The following is a 24,850-nucleotide window of genomic DNA, read 5'->3' on the forward strand; positions in this document are numbered from 1 at the left end:
ATGCACGCTCCAAAACGACTATTTAAGCAAATGCTTAATATCATCATAATACGGAAGAGCTGTTAATGCCCCCGCTTTAGTTGCTGCCAAAGCACCTAGCTTATTACCAAAGTTTACACAACGAGCAAGTTCCTCTTCCGTTGTAGGTAAGCCATTGTAATGAACATCGCGTAATACACCAGCCATAAATGCATCTCCAGCACCTGTAGTATCTACTGGCACAACCTTTTCTGTCGGTACATGGATAACTTCACCGTTTAATACTGCATATGTGCCATTTTCTCCTACTGTTACTAAAATAATGGGCACTAAATAACTGTTTAATTGCTCAATGCCCTCTTCCAAACTAGTCGTTTCAGTAAGGAAAAATAATTCATCATCCGTGACTTTTAAAATATCTACATGCTCAAAAAATGACGTGATCGTTTCACGGCAAATTTGCTCACTACTCCAACGAAGAGGACGAATATTCGCATCCATCGCGATAATTGCCCCTTTTTCCTTTGCCATCTCTACAGCGGCACGTGTTGTTTCAAGGGCTGTAGGATGGAACATTGTACCCGAGCACACAGTTAAGGCAGATGCATGTTTAAAAGCTGCTTCATTTAATTGTGATGCTTCTACTTGTAAATCAGGCGTCTCATCGACATAATCCTTAAAAATTCGCTCACATTCTTCTGTTAAATGTACATAAACACCACTAACACGCTTCGCAGGGTCAAAAACTGCATAATCCAGGTTTACCCCTTCTTGCGCAAGCCCATCTCGAACAAATTCAGAGCCTTCGTCATCTCCTGTAATCGTAATTAATGCAGATGGAGCACCGATACGGCTAATACCGGCAGCAACATTCACCGTTGCACCACCCATATATTTAGTAAAAGATGTATTTGTTACATCATCAGCAATATAGTCAATAAAAGCGTCTCCGTAGACTAAAATAAAATCCTTATCTTCCTTTGTCATTGTTGTCCTCCCGAATGTCTATACCTTATAGATTAGATTACCACGAAATTTGTTGTCGAATAAAGTTTTAAACTTTCGGAAAAATAGTAAAGAAGCCAACACGGTAACTCAAAAACTTGAGACATCCTCTATCTTTGTTATACTTGCCTATATAGAAAGGTGGGGATTTTGACAATGAGTATTACAATTCGACAAGCACAACCACAGGATGCCCATGCCGTTGTACCATTAATTATTGATGCGATTGGTGATATTGCCAACCGTTTAACAGGAGAACAAACAGCTAAAGCCGTTGAACAAGAACTTACTGTACTATTCAAACGTGAGGACAATCGACATTCCTATTTAAATACCTTTGTTGCTGTTGAGAATGAGCACGTATTAGGAATTCTTGTTTACTATAATGGTGTGGAAGCCATTCAAATGGATGCAAATCTCGTAAAATGGCTTGAAGAAAAAAATGCGCCATCTATTATCATCGATAAAGAGGCTCACGAAGATGAATATTATATTGATACTGTTTGTGTAGCACCAGAAGCTCGTGGAAAAGGAATTGGAACATTATTACTACAATTCGCAATAGAGGAAACACAAAAACGAGGCTATGCAAAATTATCATTAAATGTCGAAACACAAAAAGAAGATGCTCGTCGCCTTTATGAACGTCTGGGCTTTGTTATTACTGAGCCATGGTCCATAATCGATGAACCATTCCATCATATGGTGAAACAGTTTTAGGATGTGAAACACAAAAACATGAATAAAAATTTATTATACGCTCTATTAATAGTGATCGCTTCAAGTAGCTATGGGATTTTATCGACAATTGTCAAAGTGGCTATGCAGCACGGCTTTACATCAGGAGAAGCAGTATCAAGTCAATATATTATTGGCTTTATGCTAGTTCTAACTATTTTTATAGCGACGCAAAGGCAATTACCGAAGCTTTCTAAAAAGGGACTGCTTATTTTAGTTTGCGCTGGAATATTTACTGGTACTACTGGAATTGTCTACGGTGAATCATTAAAGTATCTACCAGCCTCTCTTGCAGTAGTCATGCTGTTCCAATTCACCTGGATCGGCTTATTATTAGATTGCGCGCTACATAAACGCTTACCAAGTCGAGCTGAAGTGATTTCTCTCATTGTATTATTTGCTGGAACCATTTTAGCTGCTGGTGTACTAAATGTAGATTTAAGCGGTATTCCTATTCAAGGATGGCTGCTTGGTTTTACAGCTGCCTTTACCTTTGCTTGCTTTATCCAATTTAATTCACGTCCTGTGGAGGGTATTACCACTACATCACGCGTGTTGATTGTTTCCTTTGTCGCCCTTATTTTAATTTGTATTTTCCTAAACCCCGAAATTGTTTGGAATGGGAAATTATTTAACGAGGGCTTATGGACATTTGGATTAGCACTTGGAATCTTCGGTATTATTTTGCCGATTTACTTATTTTCTATAGCTGTTCCGAAAGTGGGAGGAGCGCTTGCCTCCATTTTAAGTGCTATAGAGTTACCCGTTGCCGTTACCGTTTCCGTTATTGTTCTACATGAACCATTAACTTCTTTACAAATAGCAGGTATTATCTTGGTTATTATCGGCATGATGCTTCCGACAATACTTGCTCAGCGGCAACAAAAGAAAAAATCTTTAGAACCTGTTAGTAAGTAAATACTTTAATCTAAAGTAAAAAGGGGATGTATCATTTTTTTTGATACATCCCCTTTTTTAGCATTCTGTAATTATAAAACAAGCGCCCGATACATAAACGCCGTAAATTGTGCACGTGTTACTCCTAATATCTACATCCGTCTCGAAGATCTCTTGTTCCTGCAAATCTTGCGCAAAAGATCTTTCCATACTTCCCAAAACCACTCCCAACATCATCGTTAAAGCTGTGAAAATCTTCAAAGCTTTACGACTCATATTAAAGCCCCCTTGATCATCACCCTAGTTTTGGGATGGCATTGTTAGAACCTCCTTATTTTAGCTATTATTCAAACGGTAGCATGCATTTCAAAACTATTAAAATCAATATTTGTTTGCTTTTGGACATATTTTGATAACCAATTTTACTGAAATTTTCAAATTGACGAGTTTACATTTAATCTTGAAGAACTTCTTTTTTAAAGGGGCTTTTTTCATTTTTCGCCAATGTCGTCGATACCTATTATTCTCTTAGTATTCGAGCACAGCATTATATTTTTTCGATTATTCTAACATTAATGTAAGGTCTACGGATTATACTGCTATATGTAAGTTTTTCACTATTAGGAAGGAGGAAGATTATGCAAAAAACACGTATCTTCGGTTTTGTCCTTGTACTGATGCTTCTTGTCTTGGCTGCTTGTAGTAGTGATAACAACAAGGACTCTAAAAAAGATGCAACTGCTAACGACAAAACGTCCGATTCTGAAAAGACAGATGTAGCAGCTACACCATCAGGAAAGCTTGTGATCTATACGGGGCGTGATGAAGCAATGGTGCAAAAGGTAATCGATCAGTTTAATGAAAAGTACCCGGACATTGAAGTGGAGTTTTTAACGATGGGCGCACAGCAAATTTTAGAACGCCTACGTGGTGAAAAAGCAAATCCTCAGGCTGATTTTTGGTGGGGCGGTACGCAATCCGCACTAATTGTCGGTGCCGATGAAGATTTACTGCATTCTTGGAAGCCTAGTTTTATCGACTCCATTGATGCGGCGCATAAGGATGCAGATGGTCGTTGGTTCGGGGAAATGCTACTGCCCGAAGTGATTATGATTAACAGTGATTTATTAACGAAAGAAACGGGTCCACAAGATTGGGATGATTTATTAGATCCAAAATGGAAGGATCAAATTTTAATTCGTGGTGTGTTAGCTTCTGGTACGATGCGTACTATTTATTCATCGATGATTGTACGTCAAGGCGCAGATACACCTGAGAAGGGTTACGATTGGTTATTAAAATTAGATGCCAACACGAAAGAATATACACAAGATCCAAATGCACTTTATTTAAAGATGACACGACAAGAAGGCAGCGTTTCTTTATGGAATTTACAAGATATTTTATTAAAGAAATATACGACTGATTATCCGTTTGATTACATCTATCCGAAAAGTGGTGCACCTATTTTAGTTGACGGTGTAGCTGTTGTAAACAATGCCAAGAATATAGAAAATGCAAAGCTCTTCGTAGAATTCTTATTCGAAAAAGGAATGGTAACGCAATTAGCAAATGAATACTATCAAATTCCTACTCGCTCAGATATCGATAAAGCCGTAATGCCTGAGTGGTATCAAGAATTAGATTTAAAAACGTTTGATATAGATTGGCAGCTCATGTCTGAAAAAGAAGCCGAGTGGATGGAGCATTGGGATAACAATATTAAAGGCCGCGGGAAAAAGTGACCAATTCCTAACTGTCCACTGGCTCTAACATCGTAAAGCGATCTATTGAATATTGTTCATGATTTTAAGCCTCGGGTAGTTTTTGCTCGAGGCTTCATGCAACCAGTTTTCTGCGAGAAAGGAGCATTGCATTTGAAAAGTGTCAAAATAGAAAATGTCTCTAAGCAATTTGGTCAAGTGTATGGTGTAAAAGGTTTAAATCTTCATATTCAAGCTGGTGAGTTTTTTACGTTTCTTGGCCCGAGTGGTTGTGGCAAAACAACAACGTTGAGAATGATTGCAGGCTTCTATTACCCTTCAGAAGGGAAAATATTTTTTGATGATGGAGACGTGACAAGACTTCAGCCCAATAAACGGAATATCGGTATGGTGTTTCAAAATTACGCTCTTTTTCCTCATATGACAGTAGACGAAAATATCGCCTTTGGCTTACAAGTACGAAAATTTTCAAAGGCGGAAATTAAGCAAAAGGTTGACCGCATTAGAGGGCTTGTACATTTATCGCAATATGGCAATCGGAAAATAAATGAATTATCTGGTGGGCAGCAGCAACGGGTTGCATTGGCAAGAGCACTAGTCATTGAGCCTGATATTTTATTACTCGACGAGCCATTATCAAATTTAGATGCAAAATTACGTGAAGAAACGCGGATTGAAATAAAACGTATTCAATCTGAACTCGGTGTCACAACCATTTATGTTACACATGATCAAATGGAAGCGATGTCTATGTCAGATCGTATTATGGTCATGGAAAATGGGAACGTCAGACAAATCGGTACTCCACAAGAGATTTATAATCGGCCTTCAAACCGCTTCGTAGCAGATTTTATTGGCGAGACAAACCTACTGGAAGCGACCATCGACGCCGTCAATGGTAACGATATACAAGTAAAAACAGCAAGTGGACTTGTTCTTACTGGGCAAAAGCAACAAAGCTCCCCCACTTTAACGCATATGATTGGAGACAAAGTGTTTATTTCTATTCGTCCTGAATCGATCCATCAAGGTACTGGTGAAAACACATTAACAGGTAAAATCACTTTTGTGGAATTTACAGGGATTAGTGTGAACTACATGGTGGAATGTCTAGATTTTTCACTAAAAGTAATGATTATCAACATGAACGGTCAGTTAAAAAAAATTGGTGAAGAAATCACTTTAACTATAGCCCAAGATTCACTGTATTTTTTAGGGGAATAGGAGGGTAACAACATGGAAAAAACACAACTCAAACCTTCTGAAGGAAATGCATGGACACGACTAACAAGCTCAAATTGGTTTGTGTATATATTAGTTGCACCTTTATTTTTAGTGTTGTTTGCCTATGTGGTATACCCGTTCTATCAAACTTTTATAGAAAGCTTTTCTAGTGATGATGCGCTAACTAATTATAAACAGTTTTTTAATTTTGCTAGCCCCGCAAATATAGAGGCATTATGGACTAGTTTATATATATCCGTTATTAGTGTTATTTGCTGTGCAATCGTTGGGGTTACCATGGCATTCTTACTCGAGCGTTACGATTTTCCAGGTAGACGCGTACTCTCTATTTTAGTTTTGGTACCTATGGCTCTTCCGCCATTAGTAGGTGTACTTTCTTTTACATTCTTATATGGGGAAAGCGGTATATTTCCACGTGCGCTTCAACACCTATTCGGCTTACATGAAGTGCCCTTTTCATTAAAAGGCATCTGGGGCGTTATTGTTGTCCATACATTCACGATGTACACTTACTTCTATTTGACTGCCTCCGCTGCTATAAAGGGGTTAGATCCAGCTCTAGAGGAGGCGGCAACTAGTCTAGGTGCGGGGCGTATTCGAGTATGGACAAAGGTTATTTTGCCCATGTTAACACCCTCAATTGTCGCCTCATCCTTACTCGTATTTATGATATCCATGGCCTCCTATACAGCACCTTTAATGTTCGGTGTCGAACGTACGATGACGATGCAAATCTATTTATCACGTACGAACGGGAATTTAGATATGGCAGCGACACAATCTATGATTCTATCCTTTGTGTCTATTACTTTTTTAATTATTATGCGTTGGTATCAAAACCGCCGAAACTATCAAAATTTAAGCAAAGGTATTAGTGTTCATCGATCTGAAGTTTCTTCAAAAGGAATGAAGATGATTGCGACTATCGCGTCTTTTATAGGTACATTAATTTTAATTTTGCCGATTTTAGTTCTTATCTTAATTTCATTTTCAGTAGATGGTGCATGGAAAACACAAATCTTGCCAACCGACTATACACTGGATCATTATGTAGCGCTCTTTACGGATGAGCGAACATGGCGACCTATTTGGAACTCCATTCAAATGGGGATCGTTGCAACACTCGGCAATATCCTATTCGGTGTCGCAGCAGCCTATGCGATGGTACGTTTAAATTTTAAAGGCAAGACATTGCTCGATATTTTAATTATGGTTCCTTGGGCGTTACCAGGAACAGTTGTAGCTGTCAATTTGATTGCTGCTTTTAGTACGGAAAATATATTCGCCTTTAATCAGGTTCTGATCGGGACGTTCTGGATTTTGCCATTAGCCTATTTCATTAGACATTTACCGCTCGTTTTCCGGTCTACATCGGCATCTCTTGTGCAATTAGATCAGTCTATCGAAGAAGCATCACGAAGCTTAGGTGCAACTTGGTGGTATTCATTTAGACGGATTGTCTTACCACTTACATTTACGGGCATTTTGGCAGGTACGTTACTAGCACTTGTTCAAAGCTTCGGTGAATTCGTAGCGTCAATTCTTATTTACAGTACGTCAACTATCCCATTATCTGTGGCGATATTTCAAAAATTGTATGCGTTTAAATTTGGAACTGCTTGTGCATATGGCGTCTTACAAATTTGTTTAATTTTAATTGTACTTATTATTTCCGAGAAGTTATCTAAAGGCAGTGCTGGTTCGGCCATATAACTGCTAATTTACTAGGAGGCAATTACTATGTTTGAAGATTTCCGCAACAAAACACAGCAAGAAGATGGGATGATTTTCCCTTCTAATATTTATCGCAAAATTGTCTTACAGCCAGCTTATGAAGAAGCCAAGAAGAATTTTTTAACAATCATGCTACAAATCAATATTGCACACTTAAAAATGTTAGAAGAACAAGGACTTGTAAAAAAAGAAGAAGTCAAACAAATCGGTATTGCACTAAAAAAACTAGACTTGAACTATTACCGTATAGAGGATTACAACCCGCGATATGAGGATTTATTTTTCCGTATCGAAAATAAATTAATAGAGCTTGCTGGAGATGTTGCTGGGAATCTTCACATTGGTAGAAGTCGCAATGATATGGGCATTGCCATCTATCGTATGACTTTAAGAAAAAAATTGTTATTGCTCATGCGAGAATTACTGACATTACGGGATGATTTAATCGCAGCGGCTGAGGAGCATGTTGATACGATTATGATTGGCTATACTCATACGCAGCAGGCACAGCCAACAACTTTTGCCCATTATTTGAAAGCTGTCATCGATCAACTTGAACGAGACTTTGAACGCTTGCAGCATGTCTATAAAACCGTGAATCGTAGCAGTATGGGAGCAGCAGCATTAACGACAACCGGCTTCAACATTAGTCGAGAGCGTATGTGTGAGTTATTGGCATTCGATGATATTATCGAAAATGCGTGGGATGCTGTTGCTGGTGCGGATTATATTGCAGAGGCAGCAAGTATTGTTCAGCTTGCGGCACTTAATCTCGGTCGTACATCTCAAGACTTTTTACTATGGGCTACACAGGAATTCAATGCCTTTACGCTGGCAAGTCCATACGTACAAATTAGCTCTATCATGCCTCAAAAGCGCAATCCCGTTTCGATCGAGCACACACGTTCATTACTATCTGCAGTTGTTGGGGATGCTAGTACAGTATTGCAAATGGTACATAATACACCGTTTGGAGATATCGTAGACACTGAAGATGATATGCAGCCTTATTTATGGCGTGCTATCGACCGTTTAATAGGTATTTACAAGCTATTTGGTTCACTTGTCGTTACGATGAATGTAAACAAGAAAAAACTAAAAAATCGTGCAGAGAATAGCTTTGCCAATGTAACGGAGCTTGCCGATACATTAGTGCGCTCTGAAGGGATTTCATTCCGCCAAGCACACAGTATTGTCAGTAAGTGTGTAAAGGTACTACTCTCTCATGGTGAGGAATCTCTTGCAAGTCTGACATGGGGTCTAGCGAATACCCAATCCAAATTGATTACTGGTAAAACATTAAATATTTCTGAAGAGGATTTTTATAACACATTAAAGCCAGAGACTTTTGTCGGTGTCCGAACGTTACCTGGTGGCCCAGCGCCAGAAACGATGAAGGCATCTCTTGAACGCTCCAAGGCAAATGCTCATAACCTTTATGAATGGATTCGTTTGAAGGAGTCTATGATCATAGAGGCGGAACAGCAATTAACAGTATTTATCGAGGAATGGAATCAATGATGGAATGGCTACTTATTATTGACGGTGGTGCTACAAAAACGGCATGTGCGGTCGTACATGCCGAGTCGGGTGAAATAAAATATACTAAATCAACAGGTGGCTCGAACTATCAAGCTATTGGCGCTGAATCTGCTACGGCAATATTGCAAGAGCTTTTAATACATGTACAGCAGTTTTTGCAAAGTCAGGCCGTCTCTCAAATTGCTGTAGCTACCTTTGCAATGGCTGGCATTGATTCTTCTAAAGATCATGAAATGGTGTCTGCCATTGTTCATAAAGCGCTATCGGCATTACAACTTAAAATAACAACGCTTATTATTGAAAATGACGCACAAGCTACTTTATTAGGTGTTACTGCTGGACAGGCAGGCGCTTTACTCATAGCTGGAACAGGAGCTATTGCTTACGCATTTGATGGCTCGCAAATAGTACGTGCAGGTGGCTGGGGGCATCGTGCCGGAGATGAAGGTAGTGGCTATTGGTTAGGGCAAGAGGTTATCCGCGCCATTTTCCGAATGGAAGACGGGCGTGGTGAGCCAACCCTTTTAAAAGATGCTGTCTATGATTACTTATGTATCCACGATGTTACGGAGTTAGTTGCCTGGCTGTTCCACCCATCTTACACGAATGCACAGCTTGCCAAAATGGGGGCCTTTTTGGCAGATGCCGTGACCAAAAAGGATTCATGCGCCATTCAAATATCGATACGTGCTGTCCATGAATTAGTGCTCCTTGCTAGCGCCTTGTTGAAAAAAATTAGCTATCAAGGAGACGTATTTAACCTTTATTGTAATGGTGGTGCCATTAAGCATAATCCATTAATTTTTAAAATTTTTTCCCAGGAAATGAAATCGATGTATCCGCAAATAAAAGTTTCCTTATGTCAGCACCAACCGATCTATTATCTTATAGAGCGCACAAAAAGGGCCTATGACAGTCTGTAATGTCATAGGCTTTTCATGTTGTAGGAAACTATTATGTTCAATAAAATTAAGGTGTCTATAGTATATGAGTGACATGCCAAAAGATCACGTTATGTGAAGTGGTTGATTGGAGTGGAGACTGGGCGACTCCTTGGGGATTAGCGTCACAGATGAGACCCTGCAGCGAGCATCGCGAGTGAAGCGGCTCATCGGACGCCCCCAGGAAAGCGCCCAGTCGGAACGGAAATCAACCCCTCGTTTTGCAGAAGAGTCATTCTTTATTTAATCGCAAAGTTATAGACTCTTTATTTTTGGCATATTAATTATTTTCGTTGATCACGTTAAAGTGCCATTTTTTTCAGTTCATTTGTCGTGAAATATAGATAGCCATCCTTCACAAATAAATCCTTCGTATCTTCACGATTTAATATTTGCTCCCCGCTTCCATCCGGGCGAATTTTCGTTAAATACGCTCCGCTTGAATAATTACTAAAATATAACCAACCATCTGCATAAACGATATATTGTGCACGCGAATGGGAAACACGCTTCGATTTACCTGTTTTCAAATCAAGCACGTACAATTTATTATCATCAGAAATATTGCTATAAAATATTTGCTGTCCTACTTGTGCAGGGAAATCTACATCGTGAAAGTAGTTATACGTTGTACCCGTGGCTTTTGGGTAGTCTTCAGCAATCCACGTATGATCTTTTGCCATCGTTCGATCATCCACTAAAAAATATTGATAGCGTATCGATCCTTTACGATCAGGTACTGGATCATTCCATGTAGTATCGAGATGATACCATTGATTGTCCAACTTTACTAAATTCCAAGCATGTCCTTGCTGTCCGACATAGCCTACTATATATTTTGTTTCTATCCCTAGCTTTTGCAACATCGTATGCGCTAACAATGCATAGCCCTGACAAACACCACCATGTTCTGTAAGCACTGTATATGCGCTATGTGGACTTGCATTCGTTTGTTCTGTATAGGCGGTGGTAGCAACGATATAATCATTGACAGCCCTAACCTTCTCTACATCACTTAATGATTTTTTATTGATAGAGGCTATAATCTCTTGAACGTTCATTTCAACAGATGCCGCCTGTTCTGGTGTCATTAAATAACTTTGCTCACCAAAGATGGTAGCTGTTTTCCCTCCATATTCAAAACGAATAGAATGTTTGCTAATATGCCCATATACATAGTCATCTCGCTTTATAGCATTTTCATAGGCTTCTTCCACTATCTGCTCAATCCGCTGTGTATTGCCTTTATATTGAATCTCAAACGTAGGTGAAAAACTACTGTAGTACGCATACATCGCATCAGCCATTTCCTTTGCATTCGTGACAACTAACTTTGCTTCAGGTGTTTTGGAAGTTGAAGCTGTAACAGCTACCCCTTCTTCTGGCTTTTCTTCTATAGGTGTGGCCGTTTCAATTGAGGCATTCTCTGAAAGCTTAGCAGTAGCATCTATAATTTTTTCCTTCGTTGAGAGAAGCATCGTTTCTACTTCATCATTATTTGCCCAAGTGATCACTTGTTGTACAACTGCTTTACCAGCTGTATAGATAGGGTCAATAAAAATTACGATTATTACGATAATGGCTAATTTTTTCCACAAAATGCTCACCTCCGACTGTTTTCCTGTTTTCATTATATACAAAAAAAGCACAAAGAACTCACTTGGAAGTCCTTTTGTGCTTTCATTTTATAAATAGATAAAGATATTTGTAGGGTGTGGTCGCATCCGCAAGCGGCGACCTGTTTACATAGAAGCTTAGTTTACTTTAAGCTTTTGTTCTTTTGCATTAACATAATAATTTAAATAATTATTACTAATGCTTAAGTCAGCCACTGATTGCTTCACAAGCACCTCAGTTTTTAACGTCTGAAGATTTAATTTTGTTAAGTAACCACCGTTACTGTAATCACTGAAATATAAATTGTTGTTCGCTCCTGTAATATACAAGGCACGTTTATCAATAACTTTTGTTTTCTTACCGTTTGTTAAATCAAGCTTATACAATTTATCGTTATCCGCTGTATTACTAAAGTACAATGTATTATTTACTTGATAAGCGAAATGAACATTTTGCATATAGTTATATGTTGTACTTGTTGCAGCAGGATAATCTGAAGCGATCCATGTATGATCTTTCTTAAGCTGTGCATCCGGTACTAAAAAATAATCGTACGAAGAGGCACCTAAACGATTTGGTAATGGATCATTCCATGTTGTATCTAAATGGTACCATTGACCATTAACCTTCACTAAATTCCATGCATGTGCTTGGTTACCATCAACATAACCTACAACATACTTTGTTTCGAGTCCCGCTTGTTCCAACATTTTATAGGCTGTTAACGCGTAGCCTTGACATACAGCTTGTCCCTCCATCAGCAATGCATATGCACCATGAGGGCTAGCATTTGTTTTAGTACTATATGCTGTATTTGAAACAATATAATCATTAATCGCTTTTACTTTTTCGAACTCTGTCATTGAAGGTTTAATAATTGTTTTTAATACTTGATCAATCTTTTTTTGTACGGCCGCTTCTTGCGTTTGGTCTGTGAAATATTTCATTTTAAATGTTACATTGCCTGCTGAATCTGCAGAAATAGTAGTACTTTCCATGTGACCACTCGCATAGACCGCCTGCTCTTGAGCTTTTTCGAATGACTCCTTCATTTTTTTATTGAAATCAGTCATTGGTCCGCTATATGTAATTTTAATTTCCGATTCGAAATTATTTAATTGCTTTACGATTTCTGTTGTGAATTGATCCCAAGTTGTTACTTTGGTATTGGCTACTACGTTATGAGCAATAACTGAGGAAGTATGTACTGGATGAGTGTCCGTATTTTGAGCATAAGCTGCTGTTGGACTCAACATCAGTAATGCTGCACCGCTTATCAACCATTTTTTCATAATAAATCACCTTCCCGTTTGTTATATCCTTGTAATCAAGAATAACAGAGAAAGTAACTACAAATCTATCGTACAAGTTCACTAACTATGACTTTTAACCACATTGTTAATTTTTATGAATAGGTCAAAACTCCCTTAAATAAAATATAAGTATCGATTTTTGCAAAAAAAAATAAAAACCCACCTGTTTAGTGAGTTTTCTATCTATGAATGGCCTTTTCTACATAAGCTGGCTTTTCTTTATGTTAACGACTTTTTACTACTAAATTGACTGCCTCTTGAATAGCTTCATTCATTTTCTCGCCGTCACCTTCAGCATTTTGTACACATTCTAAAAGATTCGTACTGACAATTACACCTACTGTACGATCTACTGCTGAGCGTACTGCCGATAATTGAGTAATGACTGCCTTACAATCCTTTCCTTCTTCCATCATTTTCAAAATTCCACGTAGCTGGCCTTCCATCCGTTTCACACGATTTTTCACTTGATCTGAATATTCCATCATCATTGCTCCTTTTTTCATACTCGCTACGTTCTTGAGTAATTATTATTCTTTATCCTAGCACATTATTTCAAAATTAAACCTACCTATTCCTTGGTTTTAAATAGTTCATAAGCATTTTAGCAATAATTGACCTAGCATTGGTTATTTCATCATACTGGATCACTGTATTTTTCTTTATTCGTATCTGACCTATCTCTACTTCAAAAATTGGACACTTTCTTTTAAGTGCAGCAACTAACATATTTGTGTCATAGTCATATCGTTCACCTTTTACTTTTAGCAGCCATGGTAGCTCTTTTATAGAGATAAATCGTAAGCCTGTTTGTGTATCCATTAGTTTTCTATGATAAAGGAGTTCAAAAAACAAGCTTGTTACACGATTGCCCCAGTATGATAAAAGAGTGCTGTCGGAAGAATGGAAGTTACGTACCCCTAGCACAATCCCTTCAGAAAATACCTTCGTCATGGTTAATACTAATTTCACATCTTGTAATGTATGTTGACTATGGGCCCCTACTGTAATCACCCCCTGGCACAAACCCCTTTGCGACCATAGATAAGTAAATGCAGTCTTGAGTGCCCCACCTTTTCCAATATTACGGTCATGCTCTAACACTTTGCAGCTGTCAATTTTCTTTAACTCTTCAAAAATGCCTGCATATTTTTCATCGCTACCATCATTGACAATAATAATCTGTGTAATCGTAGTTGCTAATAGTTGATGTACATAAGTTATAAGTGATTGTTGTGGATTAAATGCTGGAATGATTGCTGCAATATTCTTCATTATTTCTATCCTCCGAATGACTTTCTTAGCAATAGCTACTTCGAATTTCAACGAATATCCTTATACAAAATAGTATCATGTAAAAAGGACAATTCAACCGATGACTCCAAACCAATGATCCCTCTGCATCATTATGTCCAGATGCACAGTGCTAACGTAGCGACGAGGGGGAGACTTCTGTACCTGCCCTCAAAAGACATTTGCTGAAATAAGTTAAACACATCAATAATATAAATATTTTCCCGATATATGAAAAAAGAGGATTTTTACGAAAGAGGTGAGTCCCTATCGTCATTCAATATGAAATTTCCCAAGATCACTGCAAGAAATTAAAAGCTTTGTCCTTCGTTAAAATGGCTAAAAATTTTCAGGATGCTAGCTCGCTCGCCATCTCAAAGCCAACTATATCTCTACAAAAATCACTCCTTGTACTGGAGGAAATTTTATATGAGCTCTATAAGCTGGAAATGCATACCGAACCAAAGCTAAAAAATACCCGATCATTACTCAATAATCGCAGCTTTGTTGCAAAAATTCATCCACGTCGCATTTATCTATTAATGAATCTTGCAAACAAAATGACTTCTAATAATAGTAGTGAAATCGTGGAGGCAAAGGCGGCAAAAATTGTTCTTGATTATATAAGTGATATTGTAGAATGGTTTATTGACCGCTATGACCGTAGCATAAAGGAAAAAATGATTCACATAGCCCCCTTTGAAGATATAACTTCAACGTTTAATTTAAATACATGGCTTCAAGATGACCAGTCACCCGAGGCCTATAAAAATGCAGCAAGTTGGTTTGAGATTGCCGCAAAACAAGGGAATGCAAGTGCTCAATATAATTTAGGCGCTCTCTATAACCAGGGCCGCGGTGTAAAGAAAAATTATGCGAAAGCAAAAATGTGGTATGAACGCGCCGCTTCGCACAATGACGCAAACGCACTTTATAGCTTAGGCGTGCTCTATCATTTAGGACATGGTGTAATACAAAATTATGAAGAAGCAGCTCGTTATTATAAAGAGGCTGCAGATTTAGGAAATGCAGATGCACAGTATAATTTAGGCGTTCTATACAATCAAGGGCTTGGCATGACACCGAACTTTGCCGAGGCAGCGAAGTGGTATATTCTAGCGGCCAATCAAGGGAATACAAGTGCTCAAAATAATCTTGGCTTCCTTTATCACAATGGAACTGGTGTCAAGCAAAGCTATGAGGAAGCTATAACCTATTTTGAAATGGCTGCATTAGCGGGCGATGCAAGTGCTCAGTATAATCTTGGCTATTTGTATCTTAAAGGTCGTGGTATCACGCAAAATTTTGAAGAGGCTGCGAGGTGGTTTCACTTAGCTGCACTTCAGGACCATACAAATGCTGAATTTCAATTGGCGATGCTATATAACACTGGTCAAGGTATACCTCAGGATCGCGTAGAGGCTATTAAATGGTTTAAGCTCGCTGCGCATAAAGGACACTTAAATGCTCAATACTGTCTCGGTGTCCTTTATGTCAAAGAAAATGATATAGCTTTAGCTGAAGATTGGTTACAGCTTGCTGCTCACCAAGGACATATCAGTGCAGGCTTTGAGCTTGGATGCATCTATGTATATCAACTTCAGCAACCTAACAAAGCTTTACCCTTTTTTAAAGCGTCTGCTGAAAAGGGCTATGCTGACGCTCAGTACGAACTCGCATTATTATATGCAACTGAATTGAATTATGTAGAAGCGGTGAAATGGTGGAGAGCCGCTACCGATCAATCTCATATTAACGCAGAATATCAATTGGGGTTGTTATATGAACAAGGATTGGGTATCGCCCAGGACTTAGAAGAGGCACGGCGCTGCTATCGACTTGCAGCCATCCAAGGACATGCAGGCGCTCAATATCAGCTCGGTAATTTATTTGATAAGGGAAAAGGTGTCAAACAGGATTACACAGAAGCCGCAAAATGGATTGAACAAGCTGCAGCAAAAGGACATGCCAAAGCACAGTACCAATTAGCTCAAATGCACAGCCAAGGACAAGGTGTGCCAAAGGATTTTGCGAAGGCAGCCCAACTGTATCGATTAGCAGCTTATCAGGGACATCAAAAGGCTCAATTCCAGCTTGGTATGCTTTACAAAAAAGGACAAGGTGTTGCACAGGATTATACGGAGGCAACAAAATGGCTTAAGAAGTCTCTTGAAAAAATAGAATAGTTTTTCCAAAAAAAATATCCCGTGTCACCTTCTAACGATCGTGACACGGGATTATCATTATTTTTGCATTTTTTCTTTTTGATCTACCATAAATGTTACAAAGATAAATAAAGCAAAGCTGATTAATAGCGTTGTCCCACCTACGATAAAGAAAATCAATGTAAATGTATTACTAAAATTAAATGGATTTATATTGTAGAACCACATGCCTATTGTTAAGCCAAAAACACCAAGAATTGCTGTCCAACCATGTGCCGCTACTAATTTTTGTGATTTAACTTTGAAGGCACGATAGAAAATGCCCCATGCAAACATGCTTAACCAGCCAACTAATAAAATGTGTGCATGTATCGGTCTATATTCATAACTACCAGTACCAGACATATGTGAACCTAGATACGTACCAAATAAGGCAAAAATCGCAGCAAGACGAATAAGGCGTAAACTCCATTTTTGTTCCATACGTTAACTCCTCCTAAGCTTTTTCAACTTATTCAGTAGTCTATCGTGTGAACATGAACTTTACATGAACTCCTCATTACAGTTTTGGTAAGGTGATACGAACCTTCGTACCCGGATTAATAACACTTTCCATTTGAACCGTTCCTCCATGTAACTCAGCAATTTGCTTTACGATGGCCAGTCCAAGCCCAGTCCCTTGCTTTGTTCTAGAGGCATCCGCGCGATAAAAGCGATCATATACCTTTTGTAATTGATCAGCAGTCATCCCTATACCGCTATCCTCGACGAGTACTTCCACAGAGGTTGAGGATTCTTGTAAGTGTACATGAATTTCTCCACCTTCAACATTATATTTAATGGCATTCGTCAATAAATTATCCCAAACATTTTGTAATAGACCCGCATCACCATCATATGTTACTGGTTCAAGCTGATACGATAATTGTACATCTGCATCTTCAAGTTGCCAGCGATATTTTCTAACCGTTTCCTTCAACTGCTCATCTAAACGATAAGGTTCACACCTTAATAACCTTGTAGATTGATCGAGTGACGTTAGTAAAAGTAATTGCTTCGTTAATGTCGACAGACGCTTCGTTTCTAGCTCAATAATTGTCGTATATTCCTGCCTTTCCTTGTCAGTCAGCAAGGGATTCTTTAACAAATCAACATAGCCTTGAATATTCAACAACGGCGACTGAAAATCATGGGATACATTACTAATAAACTCTTTACGTATTCGATCATTTTCCTGTAATTTTTCCGTCATGACATTAAAGCTAACTGCTAATTGTCCAATCTCATCTGCTCGATCTATATCCAGTAACGTATCGAACTTTTCATGTGCAAGCTGATGTGTTGCCTCTGTTAGCTGTGTAATAGGGCGAATTAATGCTTTTGCAAAAAGTAGCATTGCCAATAGACTAAGTACTGCCATCACAAGAATAAGCCCACCAAGTATCGTATGCACCTCAGAGAATAACAGGCGAATATCAGGCCTGATAAACAGTGCATAATGCTTATTTTCATATGTAAATGGTACACCTATCGTATTAATTAGCTCATTCGCAAAAAAGCCTGTCATAAAAGTCTCTTTTGGAAAATCACGCATACCATGATAAATTTCCCCTTCTAAAACACGATCAACAGTATTAGATGACAGTGTTTTATCGCGATATTTACCACCGTAAAATTCCCCTTCATCACCAGCTGTTACATAAATTTGATAACCAATTTCGCCGAGAGTTGTAAAATAATTATCTAAATCGTCAGGCTTTGCTGTCTCGATGTATTTCGTAATATCCTGCGCAATATTCACATTTTTAGCATCATTTTTTTCCTTTATAACTTGATGATAATAAGTATTTGTTACTAAAAAACCGATACACAAGCTGCCAATCATAACGAGCAAAGTCGTGACAACAAACTTACTATATAACGTTTTCATCATGCATTAACCTCGAGCTTATAACCCACTCCACGTACCGTTGTAATCTCAACACCGGTTTCATAACGATGCAGACGCTCACGAATCCTCTTTACATGCGTATTTAAAGTCTGCTCATCTCCATCATAATCATAGCCCCACACCTGTTCCATAATAATACTACGTGTAAACACCTGATTCGGGCGTGATGCTAGTAATGCCAATAGCTCAAATTCCTTTAAAGGCAGAACAAGTGTATCTTCCCCAATGATCACTTCAAAACTTCGACGATCGATGACTAGTCTACCCACCTGGATTGTTACCTGATTTTTCTTATCTAGTCTACGCAATATGGCAGCTATGCGAAACAGTAATTCTTTAGGCTCGAATGGTTTCACAACATAGTCGTCTGAGCCTGCCAAAAACCCTCGTTCCTTGTCTTCAAGCTCGCCCTTTGCCGTTAATAACAATACAGGAATATCATAATCCTGGCTCAATGTCTCGGTTAATGTAAAGCCATCCATTCCTGGCATCATGACATCCACAATAGCCAGATCAGGCAAGTTTCCTTCAAGTAATTGCAGGGCCTGTTGTCCATTTTCCGCCTGTAACACCTGATAGCCCTCTCTTGTCAGATAAATATTCACTAGCTGCAAAATATGTACATCATCATCTACAACAAGAATTTTCATTCAAGCCTTACCTCCATCCAATTAAATTTCGCTCCCATCCACAGACAATCTGCAAGCATCTGTTGAGTCTCGCGTTGAACGTTGCTCCGCGAGAAATGAGGAGATCTTTTAATATCTACTTTCATTCATATTATAACGAAAAGAGAGAAATCAACAGCAATATAAGTAATGGCAAAAAAGCCAAGCAGCATTTTGCTACACTCCTTCTACTGGGATTTGCAAATCAGCACATACCTTTTTCATCATGCGCTCAATCTGCTCGACTGTAGCACCGAGCACCATTCCTTCTGCCACAACAGGCTTTAAATTTTTTTCAATTTGCTGTAATTGTTCAGGAGTTAAGATGCGCTCCTCTGTAGATCGAATAATAGCACCTGATTTGGCTCTGATTGTAATGATCCCTTTCTCCTCTAGCTCATGATAGCTTTTATTAACCGTGTGCATATTAACACCTAAATCAGCTGCTAAATTACGTACAGATGGCAAAGTATCACCTGACTGCATATCCCCTCTTGCAATTCCCTCAATAATTTGACGTGTTACCTGTTCATAAATGGGTACGTCAGATTGTGGCTCTATTTTAATAAGCATTCCTATCATCTCCACATTTGTTATATAACCAATATAACAAATTATCATTTTTTGTGCATAAAGAAGAGGGATATTTTTAGAGGTATATATGAAGAACCTCGAATTGAATCAACAGTTATACAAACCGTTGGCAATAAAGGCTATGACGGCTTTGTGAATTGACAAAGAGATGTCCCATTACAGCATGAGACATCTCTTTTCAACAGTAGCTATTTCGCAACAATTGCTAATTTTTCTTGTAAACATGCAGTAGCTTGTTCTATATCCACTATGCATCCTACTTCATTTAATGTTTCCCCTATTAATCTTACTGCCTCTTCTAGCATTGCAGGGGTTGTATTACCGATACGAAAAACATATACATTAAATTTCATCTACTACTAGAGTTGGTTCAGGAACTAATAATAATTCTTTATTACGCATTTTACGCTCCTCCTTAGGATAAAGATAAAAAGATGTCTTACAAGCTCCCCATCTAAGCCCGCAAGACATCTTTCACCCCATTAAAACTCTTTACTTTTAGAAGTTAGACCCCTTTTATTTTGTAACCATGCTCAAATTTCAGTAAGAAACGGGGGAACAGACCCCGCTCGTTTACATTAGTGGAAAATAGAGTGGACTCCATTCGAGTTCAGTCCACAACAATCTAGGAAAGTTGGATATGTTCGTTTAGTAGATTTGTATCTCAAATCAATTATGCCTCGGTATAATTCCGTCCGAAGGCTTTGGGCCAACAAATGTTTTTTGCGCGAAAGCGTAGTGCTAACGCAGCGTCAGCAACGTGTTTTTGTCTGTGCGAAAGCGTAGCGGCAGCAACACAGCACGACGTTGGTCACTCAGTCGTTGCCACAGGACGTGGCGCTTTTAGACTGAGTTCCTCTCTTTCAGCGATTGCTGAAAGCAAGTTAAGCTAATTTTTCGTAACCTGGAAGCGTCAAGAATTCGGCAAATTCATCTTGCTCAATTAAAGATTTAAACAGCTCAGCAGCTTCTTCATAGCGACCGCTGTTATAGACTTGTTCCCCAACAGCCTCTTTAATTTTCACAAGCTCTTCCTCCAAGACTTCTAGTACGAATGCCAATGTAATACCACGCCCATCCTCTAAAATACCTTTTGGATGGCGAATCCATTGCCATACTTGTGTACGAGAGATTTCTGCAGTTGCAGCATCCTCCATTAAGTTATTAATCGGTGCAGCTCCGTTACCTCGTAGCCAAGAAGCAATGTACTGAACCCCTACACTACAGTTAATACGAAGACCTTCAAGTGTAATTGTACCTTCTGGAACAGCTACTAATTCTTCCGCTGTAACATTTACATCCTCACGTTTTTTATGGATTTGGTTTGGTGTCGTCATAATCGCATCAAACTGTTCCATCGCCGTTGCTACCATACCTGGATGTGCTACCCAAGTTCCATCATGGCCATCTGTTGCCTCACGACGTTTATCTTCTGCAACTTTTGCAAAAGCCAAAGCATTCGCATCATCATCACCCTTAACAGGGATTTGTGCTGCCATACCGCCCATCGCAGGAGCATTACGTTTATGACATGTTTGAATACATAAAGACGTATATGCCTTCATGAATGGTACAGTCATAGTTACTTGTCCGCGGTCCGGTAAAATTACATCAGGCTGATTGCGCAGACGTTTAATATAGCTAAAAATGTAATCCCAACGTCCACAATTCAGACCCGCTGAATGTTCACGTAGTTCAAATAAAATTTCATCCATTTCAAATGCTGCTAAAATGGTTTCGATTAATACAGTAGCCTTAATTGTCCCTTGTGGAATTCCGATATAATCTTGTGCAAAAACAAAGACATCATTCCATAAACGAGCCTCTAAATGGCTTTCAAGCTTCGGTAGGTAGAAATAAGGCCCTGTACCCTGTGCCAATGCATTTTTAGCATTGTGGAATAAATACAGACCAAAATCAAAGAAACTACCCGAGAACGGTTCGCCATCTACTAGTACATGCTTTTCAAGTAAATGAAGACCACGTGGGCGAACTAATAATACAGCTGTTTCTTCGTTTAACTTATATGTTTTACCATTGGATGCTTGCGTGAATTCAATAGTCTTATTAATAGCATCACGCATATTAATTTGACCACCAATCATGTTTTCCCATGTCGGAGCAGATGCATCCTCAAAGCAGGCCATAAACATTTTTGCACCAGAGTTTAAAGCATTAATAACCATTTTACGGTCAACTGGTCCAGTAATTTCTACACGACGGTCTTCCAAATCTGCTGGAAGTGGTGCAATTGTCCAATCTCCCTCACGAATATGCTTTGTTTCTTGTAAGAAGTCGAGTTTCTCACCTGCATCAAGACGCTTTTGACGTTCTTGACGAGCCTCTAACAGCGCTTTACGACGAGCATCAAATTTTTCGTGCAGGGCAAGAACAAACTCAAGGGCTTCTGGTGTTAAAATTTCTTTTGTTTGCTCGTTTTGTTCCCCAACAATTTTAAGCTTACCTGTTGTTGCTTGTTCCATCAGTTATTTCCCCCACCTTTGCGATATTAAATAGTCATCCCCCGCTTTAGGAGGAGCGGAGGAGACAGATCTATGATTATGAATTTAGGAAAACACGTACTTTATAAAACTTATACGAATTGTTCTGTTTCTGTAGAGCCAGCCATTGCTGTTGTAGAAGAAGTACCACCAGAGATAACTTGAGATACATCATCAAAGTAACCAGTACCTACTTCACGTTGGTGACGTGTAGCTGTGTAGCCTTTTGATTCTGATGCAAACTCAGCTTGTTGTAGCTTAGAGTATGCAGCCATACCATTATCTTTATAATCATGCGCAAGCTCAAACATAGAGTGGTTTAATGCATGGAAACCTGCTAATGTAACGAACTGGAATTTATATCCTAACTTACCTAACTCACGTTGATATTCTGCGATTTCTTCTTCTGATAAATTCGCTTTCCAGTTGAATGAAGGTGAACAGTTGTAAGCTAACAATTTACCTGGGAATTCAGCATGAATAGCTGCCGCAAATTCACGAGCTTCCTCAAGTGATGGTTTAGAAGTTTCACACCAAATCAAATCTGCATATGGCGCGTAAGCTAAACCACGAGCAATCGCTTGTTTGATGCCTGGTTTTGTACGGAAGAAGCCTTCTGGAGTACGTTCACCAGTAATAAACTCAGCATCACGCGGATCGATATCAGATGTTACCATATCAGCAGCGTCAGCGTCTGTACGAGCGATTAAAATTGTATCAACACCCATTACATCTGTTGCAAGACGAGCAGCAATTAAGTTACGAACAGCATTTTGTGTTGGAAGTAAAACTTTACCACCTAAGTGACCGCATTTTTTCTCAGAAGCTAATTGGTCTTCTAAGTGAACACCAGCGGCACCAGCTTCAATCATTCCTTTTACAAGTTCAAATACATTTAGAGGACCACCGAAGCCAGCCTCAGCATCTGCTACGATTGGAGCGAACCAATCAAATTGATCTACACGTCCTTCAGCATGATCGATTTGATCTGCACGTTGTAAAGCTTGATTAATACGCTTAACTACTGCTGGTACAGAGTTTGCTGGATATAAGGATTGGTCAGGGTACATTTGACCAGAAAGGTTAGCATCAGCAGCAACTTGCCAGCCAGATAAGTAAATTGCTTTTAATCCTGCTTTTACTTGTTGTACAGCTTGATTACCAGTTAATGCACCTAATGCATTAATGAACGGCTCTTCATGTAAAGAATTCCAAAGTCGAGTAGCACCTTTAGCTGCTAAAGTTTGTTCAAGTACAACAGAACCTTGTAACTTAACAACCTCTTCAGCTGAATAACCGCGTTCAATGCCTGCCCAACGCGGGTTTTCTGCCCACTGTTTTTCTAATGCTTGGATTTTTTCTTGACGTGTTGACATATTAAAATTCCACCTTCCCCTTTGTATACAATATACTCTGTTAAAAAACTTTCAACTAGCTGTTCCATAACAGGTTTACTTGTTGTAAATTAATATATAACAGTGCATCTGAATTTTCATTATTTTTAGATAAAATACCGAATTTTAATGACGAAACTGCTTTTTTCAACGACGAAATTTGGTAAACTGTTTACAAACAAGGGGGATATTCACAATGAATAATGAGTTTAATTCTTTGCCAAAAGATATTTCACAACAGTTTATTTCAATGTTAAAAGACTGGGTTCCAGACAATACATCCATTGCAATTGCAGCAGAAAACTCCTATATCTATTTTCATTCTGGACATCAAAACATCAATTTGGAGGTAGGCCAACAAGTACAATCAGGCAGCATTGCAGAGCAAGTTCTACGCACGAGGAAACGGACAGACGCCGTTTTAGATAATTCCTTATTCGAAACACCGTATTATGGGATAGGTTACCCTATAAACATTTTAGATGTGCCTGCAGCGCTTGTTGTAGTATTACCTTCAACCTTTACCGAAAAGAAAGTAGAGCCCTTTCAATTTTTAACTGGAAAGCAAGATGAGGAATGGAATCCTGTTGCGATTGAAAAAATCTCTCATATTGAAAGCCTGCAGAAAAAAACGTGGTTTTATGTAGAGGGGGAGCAATTTAAAACAAGTATTACACTGAAAGAGCTTCAAATGCGTTTACCTTCATTCTTTATTCGTATTCATCGATCCTATATTGTTAATATTCATTTCATTAAAAAAATGGCTAAGGACCTGACTTCCAACTTTATTGTTACTTTAACAGATGGAAGCGAACTACCTGTCAGTCAATCCTATATCAACAATTTGAGAACAGCACTTGAATTTTAGGGCTATACAAATAGGTTTCGAAATAGTAGAGAATAAACATAATAGATAGTAAAATAAAAACTAGAGTACTTCTTGTTAAAATTGAAACAACAAGTACTCTAGTTTTATATGAATGAAATCTCTCATCACGCGACATTCGAGGACATTTCAGCGACGTTTACCTTTTTGATTCAACTGATGACTTTATAAGTGCAACCACTTTCCTCTCATGTAACTGCAAGAATTACTGGTCAGTCCCAATTCAGCCTTGTATCTGATTTTTGTTCGTCAGTTCAAGACTTTGCGTCTGACTTTCTTCAGATTCCACATCATCATGGACACCCTTGTCTTTCGCTAAGAGTTTCTACTGCCGAGCTTGTAGTGAACTTTCACCAAGTTTACCGCGTGCACATAAAAAAGCCTGAGAAAAAATTCTCAGGCTTTAGATTGCCTAGCGACGTCCTACTCTCACAGGGGGAAGCCCCCAACTACCATCGGCGCTAAAGAGCTTAACTTCCGTGTTCGGTATGGGAACGGGTGTGACCTCTTTGCCATCATCACTAGACTATTTTCGACCTCCAATACACGGCGTATTACTGCGTCAGCTTCTCTCGCTCAATCGGTCACGTACAGAGGTACGCTCCCTCATTCACTCGTTTGCTTCCTTGTACTACTTGTGTCTTGAAGCTCTCTTCGGCTTTC

24 protein-coding genes and 1 rRNA gene are annotated in these 24,850 nt (G+C 38.9%); 10 read left to right on the forward strand and 15 right to left on the reverse strand.

Features of this window, described 5'->3' with window-relative positions:
* Positions 1-18: 18 nt before the first annotated feature.
* Positions 19-966, reverse strand: a complete 948-nt coding sequence (locus tag ACB089_RS24055) for a carbohydrate kinase (protein ID WP_068986143.1) — start codon at positions 964-966, stop codon at positions 19-21.
* A 174-nt stretch (positions 967-1,140) separates the two neighbouring features.
* Between ACB089_RS24055 and ACB089_RS24060 the strand changes: the two genes are divergently transcribed.
* A complete protein-coding gene (locus ACB089_RS24060) occupies positions 1,141-1,704 on the forward strand; it encodes a GNAT family N-acetyltransferase (protein ID WP_374964245.1) in 564 nt (187 codons plus the stop codon).
* A gap of 18 nt (positions 1,705-1,722) precedes the next feature.
* Positions 1,723-2,640 (forward strand): DMT family transporter, encoded by a 918-nt coding sequence (locus tag ACB089_RS24065; RefSeq protein WP_374964246.1) that lies wholly within the window; start codon positions 1,723-1,725, stop codon positions 2,638-2,640.
* A gap of 57 nt (positions 2,641-2,697) precedes the next feature.
* On the opposite strand, the gene ACB089_RS24070 is transcribed toward ACB089_RS24065, so the two are convergent.
* Complete coding sequence (locus tag ACB089_RS24070; protein WP_374964247.1) at positions 2,698-2,895, reverse strand: hypothetical protein; 198 nt, start codon at positions 2,893-2,895, stop codon at positions 2,698-2,700.
* Between the two features lie 362 nt (positions 2,896-3,257).
* On the opposite strand from ACB089_RS24070, the gene ACB089_RS24075 reads away from it, so the two are divergent.
* The 5 genes from ACB089_RS24075 (at position 3,258) to ACB089_RS24095 (ending at position 9,787) form a co-directional block, all read left to right on the forward strand.
* Positions 3,258-4,364 (forward strand): extracellular solute-binding protein, encoded by a 1,107-nt coding sequence (locus tag ACB089_RS24075; protein ID WP_374964248.1) that lies wholly within the window; start codon positions 3,258-3,260, stop codon positions 4,362-4,364.
* A 132-nt stretch (positions 4,365-4,496) separates the two neighbouring features.
* On the forward strand, positions 4,497-5,567 hold the full coding sequence (locus ACB089_RS24080) for an ABC transporter ATP-binding protein (RefSeq protein WP_374964249.1): 1,071 nt from the start codon (positions 4,497-4,499) through the stop codon (positions 5,565-5,567).
* A gap of 12 nt (positions 5,568-5,579) precedes the next feature.
* Complete coding sequence (locus tag ACB089_RS24085) at positions 5,580-7,301, forward strand: ABC transporter permease (protein WP_374964250.1); 1,722 nt, start codon at positions 5,580-5,582, stop codon at positions 7,299-7,301.
* A gap of 27 nt (positions 7,302-7,328) precedes the next feature.
* Positions 7,329-8,843: an argininosuccinate lyase gene (gene argH, locus ACB089_RS24090; protein WP_374964251.1), complete on the forward strand. Its 1,515-nt coding sequence runs from the start codon at positions 7,329-7,331 to the stop codon at positions 8,841-8,843.
* Complete coding sequence (locus tag ACB089_RS24095) at positions 8,840-9,787, forward strand: N-acetylglucosamine kinase (RefSeq protein ID WP_374964252.1); 948 nt, start codon at positions 8,840-8,842, stop codon at positions 9,785-9,787. Before argH ends, ACB089_RS24095 begins: the two co-directional genes overlap by 4 nt.
* 320 nt (positions 9,788-10,107) lie before the next feature.
* Here the strand turns inward: ACB089_RS24095 and ACB089_RS24100 are convergent, their stop codons facing one another.
* From ACB089_RS24100 to ACB089_RS24115, 4 genes are all read right to left on the reverse strand, one after another.
* Entirely contained in the window at positions 10,108-11,403 is a 1,296-nt protein-coding gene (locus ACB089_RS24100; protein WP_374964254.1) for a transglutaminase domain-containing protein, read from the reverse strand.
* Positions 11,404-11,559: 156 nt separating this feature from the next.
* Positions 11,560-12,714: a transglutaminase domain-containing protein gene (locus ACB089_RS24105; RefSeq protein ID WP_374964256.1), complete on the reverse strand. Its 1,155-nt coding sequence runs from the start codon at positions 12,712-12,714 to the stop codon at positions 11,560-11,562.
* 245 nt (positions 12,715-12,959) lie between these two features.
* Complete coding sequence (locus ACB089_RS24110; RefSeq protein ID WP_053993550.1) at positions 12,960-13,220, reverse strand: metal-sensitive transcriptional regulator; 261 nt, start codon at positions 13,218-13,220, stop codon at positions 12,960-12,962.
* 82 nt (positions 13,221-13,302) lie between these two features.
* Positions 13,303-14,010: a glycosyltransferase family 2 protein gene (locus ACB089_RS24115; RefSeq protein ID WP_374964258.1), complete on the reverse strand. Its 708-nt coding sequence runs from the start codon at positions 14,008-14,010 to the stop codon at positions 13,303-13,305.
* A 338-nt stretch (positions 14,011-14,348) separates the two neighbouring features.
* Between ACB089_RS24115 and ACB089_RS24120 the strand changes: the two genes are divergently transcribed.
* Positions 14,349-16,214 (forward strand): SEL1-like repeat protein, encoded by a 1,866-nt coding sequence (locus tag ACB089_RS24120; RefSeq protein WP_374964259.1) that lies wholly within the window; start codon positions 14,349-14,351, stop codon positions 16,212-16,214.
* Between the two features lie 57 nt (positions 16,215-16,271).
* Here the strand turns inward: ACB089_RS24120 and ACB089_RS24125 are convergent, their stop codons facing one another.
* The 6 genes from ACB089_RS24125 to ACB089_RS24150 form a co-directional block, all read right to left on the reverse strand.
* Complete coding sequence (locus ACB089_RS24125; RefSeq protein WP_374964261.1) at positions 16,272-16,676, reverse strand: hypothetical protein; 405 nt, start codon at positions 16,674-16,676, stop codon at positions 16,272-16,274.
* A gap of 76 nt (positions 16,677-16,752) precedes the next feature.
* Positions 16,753-18,123 (reverse strand): sensor histidine kinase, encoded by a 1,371-nt coding sequence (locus ACB089_RS24130; RefSeq protein WP_374967625.1) that lies wholly within the window; start codon positions 18,121-18,123, stop codon positions 16,753-16,755.
* Positions 18,123-18,794: a response regulator transcription factor gene (locus ACB089_RS24135; RefSeq protein WP_374964263.1), complete on the reverse strand. Its 672-nt coding sequence runs from the start codon at positions 18,792-18,794 to the stop codon at positions 18,123-18,125. Before ACB089_RS24135 ends, ACB089_RS24130 begins: the two co-directional genes overlap by 1 nt.
* Positions 18,795-18,989: 195 nt before the next feature.
* Positions 18,990-19,385, reverse strand: a complete 396-nt coding sequence (locus ACB089_RS24140; protein WP_374964264.1) for a GntR family transcriptional regulator — start codon at positions 19,383-19,385, stop codon at positions 18,990-18,992.
* 209 nt (positions 19,386-19,594) lie between these two features.
* On the reverse strand, positions 19,595-19,759 hold the full coding sequence (locus ACB089_RS24145) for a hypothetical protein (RefSeq protein WP_374964266.1): 165 nt from the start codon (positions 19,757-19,759) through the stop codon (positions 19,595-19,597).
* Positions 19,749-19,877, reverse strand: coding sequence for a hypothetical protein (locus ACB089_RS24150; protein ID WP_374964267.1), 129 nt, complete (start codon positions 19,875-19,877; stop codon positions 19,749-19,751). The genes ACB089_RS24145 and ACB089_RS24150 overlap by 11 nt, the downstream gene beginning before the upstream one ends.
* A gap of 245 nt (positions 19,878-20,122) precedes the next feature.
* Between ACB089_RS24150 and ACB089_RS24155 the strand changes: the two genes are divergently transcribed.
* Positions 20,123-20,299, forward strand: coding sequence for a hypothetical protein (locus tag ACB089_RS24155; protein ID WP_374964269.1), 177 nt, complete (start codon positions 20,123-20,125; stop codon positions 20,297-20,299).
* Here the strand turns inward: ACB089_RS24155 and aceB are convergent.
* Positions 20,291-21,889, reverse strand: coding sequence for a malate synthase A (gene aceB / locus ACB089_RS24160; protein WP_374964270.1), 1,599 nt, complete (start codon positions 21,887-21,889; stop codon positions 20,291-20,293). The genes ACB089_RS24155 and aceB overlap by 9 nt on opposite strands.
* Positions 21,890-21,999: 110 nt before the next feature.
* Positions 22,000-23,283, reverse strand: a complete 1,284-nt coding sequence (gene aceA, locus ACB089_RS24165; RefSeq protein ID WP_374964272.1) for an isocitrate lyase — start codon at positions 23,281-23,283, stop codon at positions 22,000-22,002.
* A 214-nt stretch (positions 23,284-23,497) separates the two neighbouring features.
* On the opposite strand from aceA, the gene ACB089_RS24170 reads away from it, so the two are divergent.
* A complete protein-coding gene (locus tag ACB089_RS24170) occupies positions 23,498-24,169 on the forward strand; it encodes a LytTR family DNA-binding domain-containing protein (protein ID WP_368638077.1) in 672 nt (223 codons plus the stop codon).
* A gap of 428 nt (positions 24,170-24,597) precedes the next feature.
* On the opposite strand, the gene rrf is transcribed toward ACB089_RS24170, so the two are convergent.
* Positions 24,598-24,713: ribosomal RNA gene (gene rrf, locus ACB089_RS24175) — 5S ribosomal RNA — on the reverse strand.
* Positions 24,714-24,850: the final 137 nt, after the last annotated feature.

This window comes from Lysinibacillus sp. RS10, assembly GCF_041956855.1.
In the GTDB taxonomy this organism is placed as follows: Bacteria; Bacillota; Bacilli; order Bacillales_A; family Planococcaceae; genus Lysinibacillus; species Lysinibacillus xylanilyticus_A.

Bases quoted from the DNA above. Each gene is read 5' to 3' on its own strand.
- ACB089_RS24055 (WP_068986143.1), bottom strand. From the start codon at position 966: ATGACAAAGGAAGATAAGGATTTTATTTTAGTCTACGGAGACGCTTTT.
- ACB089_RS24105 (WP_374964256.1), bottom strand. From the start codon at position 12,714: ATGAAAAAATGGTTGATAAGCGGTGCAGCATTACTGATGTTGAGTCCA.
- ACB089_RS24085 (WP_374964250.1), top strand. From the start codon at position 5,580: ATGGAAAAAACACAACTCAAACCTTCTGAAGGAAATGCATGGACACGA.
- aceB (WP_374964270.1), bottom strand. From the start codon at position 21,889: ATGGAACAAGCAACAACAGGTAAGCTTAAAATTGTTGGGGAACAAAAC.
- ACB089_RS24170 (WP_368638077.1), top strand. From the start codon at position 23,498: ATGAATAATGAGTTTAATTCTTTGCCAAAAGATATTTCACAACAGTTT.
- ACB089_RS24070 (WP_374964247.1), bottom strand. From the start codon at position 2,895: ATGAGTCGTAAAGCTTTGAAGATTTTCACAGCTTTAACGATGATGTTG.
- ACB089_RS24060 (WP_374964245.1), top strand. From the start codon at position 1,141: ATGAGTATTACAATTCGACAAGCACAACCACAGGATGCCCATGCCGTT.
- ACB089_RS24115 (WP_374964258.1), bottom strand. From the start codon at position 14,010: ATGAAGAATATTGCAGCAATCATTCCAGCATTTAATCCACAACAATCA.
- ACB089_RS24150 (WP_374964267.1), bottom strand. From the start codon at position 19,877: ATGTCTTGCGGGCTTAGATGGGGAGCTTGTAAGACATCTTTTTATCTT.
- ACB089_RS24110 (WP_053993550.1), bottom strand. From the start codon at position 13,220: ATGGAATATTCAGATCAAGTGAAAAATCGTGTGAAACGGATGGAAGGC.
- ACB089_RS24135 (WP_374964263.1), bottom strand. From the start codon at position 18,794: ATGAAAATTCTTGTTGTAGATGATGATGTACATATTTTGCAGCTAGTG.
- ACB089_RS24145 (WP_374964266.1), bottom strand. From the start codon at position 19,759: ATGAAATTTAATGTATATGTTTTTCGTATCGGTAATACAACCCCTGCA.
- ACB089_RS24075 (WP_374964248.1), top strand. From the start codon at position 3,258: ATGCAAAAAACACGTATCTTCGGTTTTGTCCTTGTACTGATGCTTCTT.
- ACB089_RS24125 (WP_374964261.1), bottom strand. From the start codon at position 16,676: ATGGAACAAAAATGGAGTTTACGCCTTATTCGTCTTGCTGCGATTTTT.
- aceA (WP_374964272.1), bottom strand. From the start codon at position 23,283: ATGTCAACACGTCAAGAAAAAATCCAAGCATTAGAAAAACAGTGGGCA.
- argH (WP_374964251.1), top strand. From the start codon at position 7,329: ATGTTTGAAGATTTCCGCAACAAAACACAGCAAGAAGATGGGATGATT.
- ACB089_RS24065 (WP_374964246.1), top strand. From the start codon at position 1,723: ATGAATAAAAATTTATTATACGCTCTATTAATAGTGATCGCTTCAAGT.
- ACB089_RS24095 (WP_374964252.1), top strand. From the start codon at position 8,840: ATGATGGAATGGCTACTTATTATTGACGGTGGTGCTACAAAAACGGCA.
- ACB089_RS24130 (WP_374967625.1), bottom strand. From the start codon at position 18,123: ATGAAAACGTTATATAGTAAGTTTGTTGTCACGACTTTGCTCGTTATG.
- ACB089_RS24155 (WP_374964269.1), top strand. From the start codon at position 20,123: ATGTTTTTTGCGCGAAAGCGTAGTGCTAACGCAGCGTCAGCAACGTGT.
- ACB089_RS24140 (WP_374964264.1), bottom strand. From the start codon at position 19,385: ATGCTTATTAAAATAGAGCCACAATCTGACGTACCCATTTATGAACAG.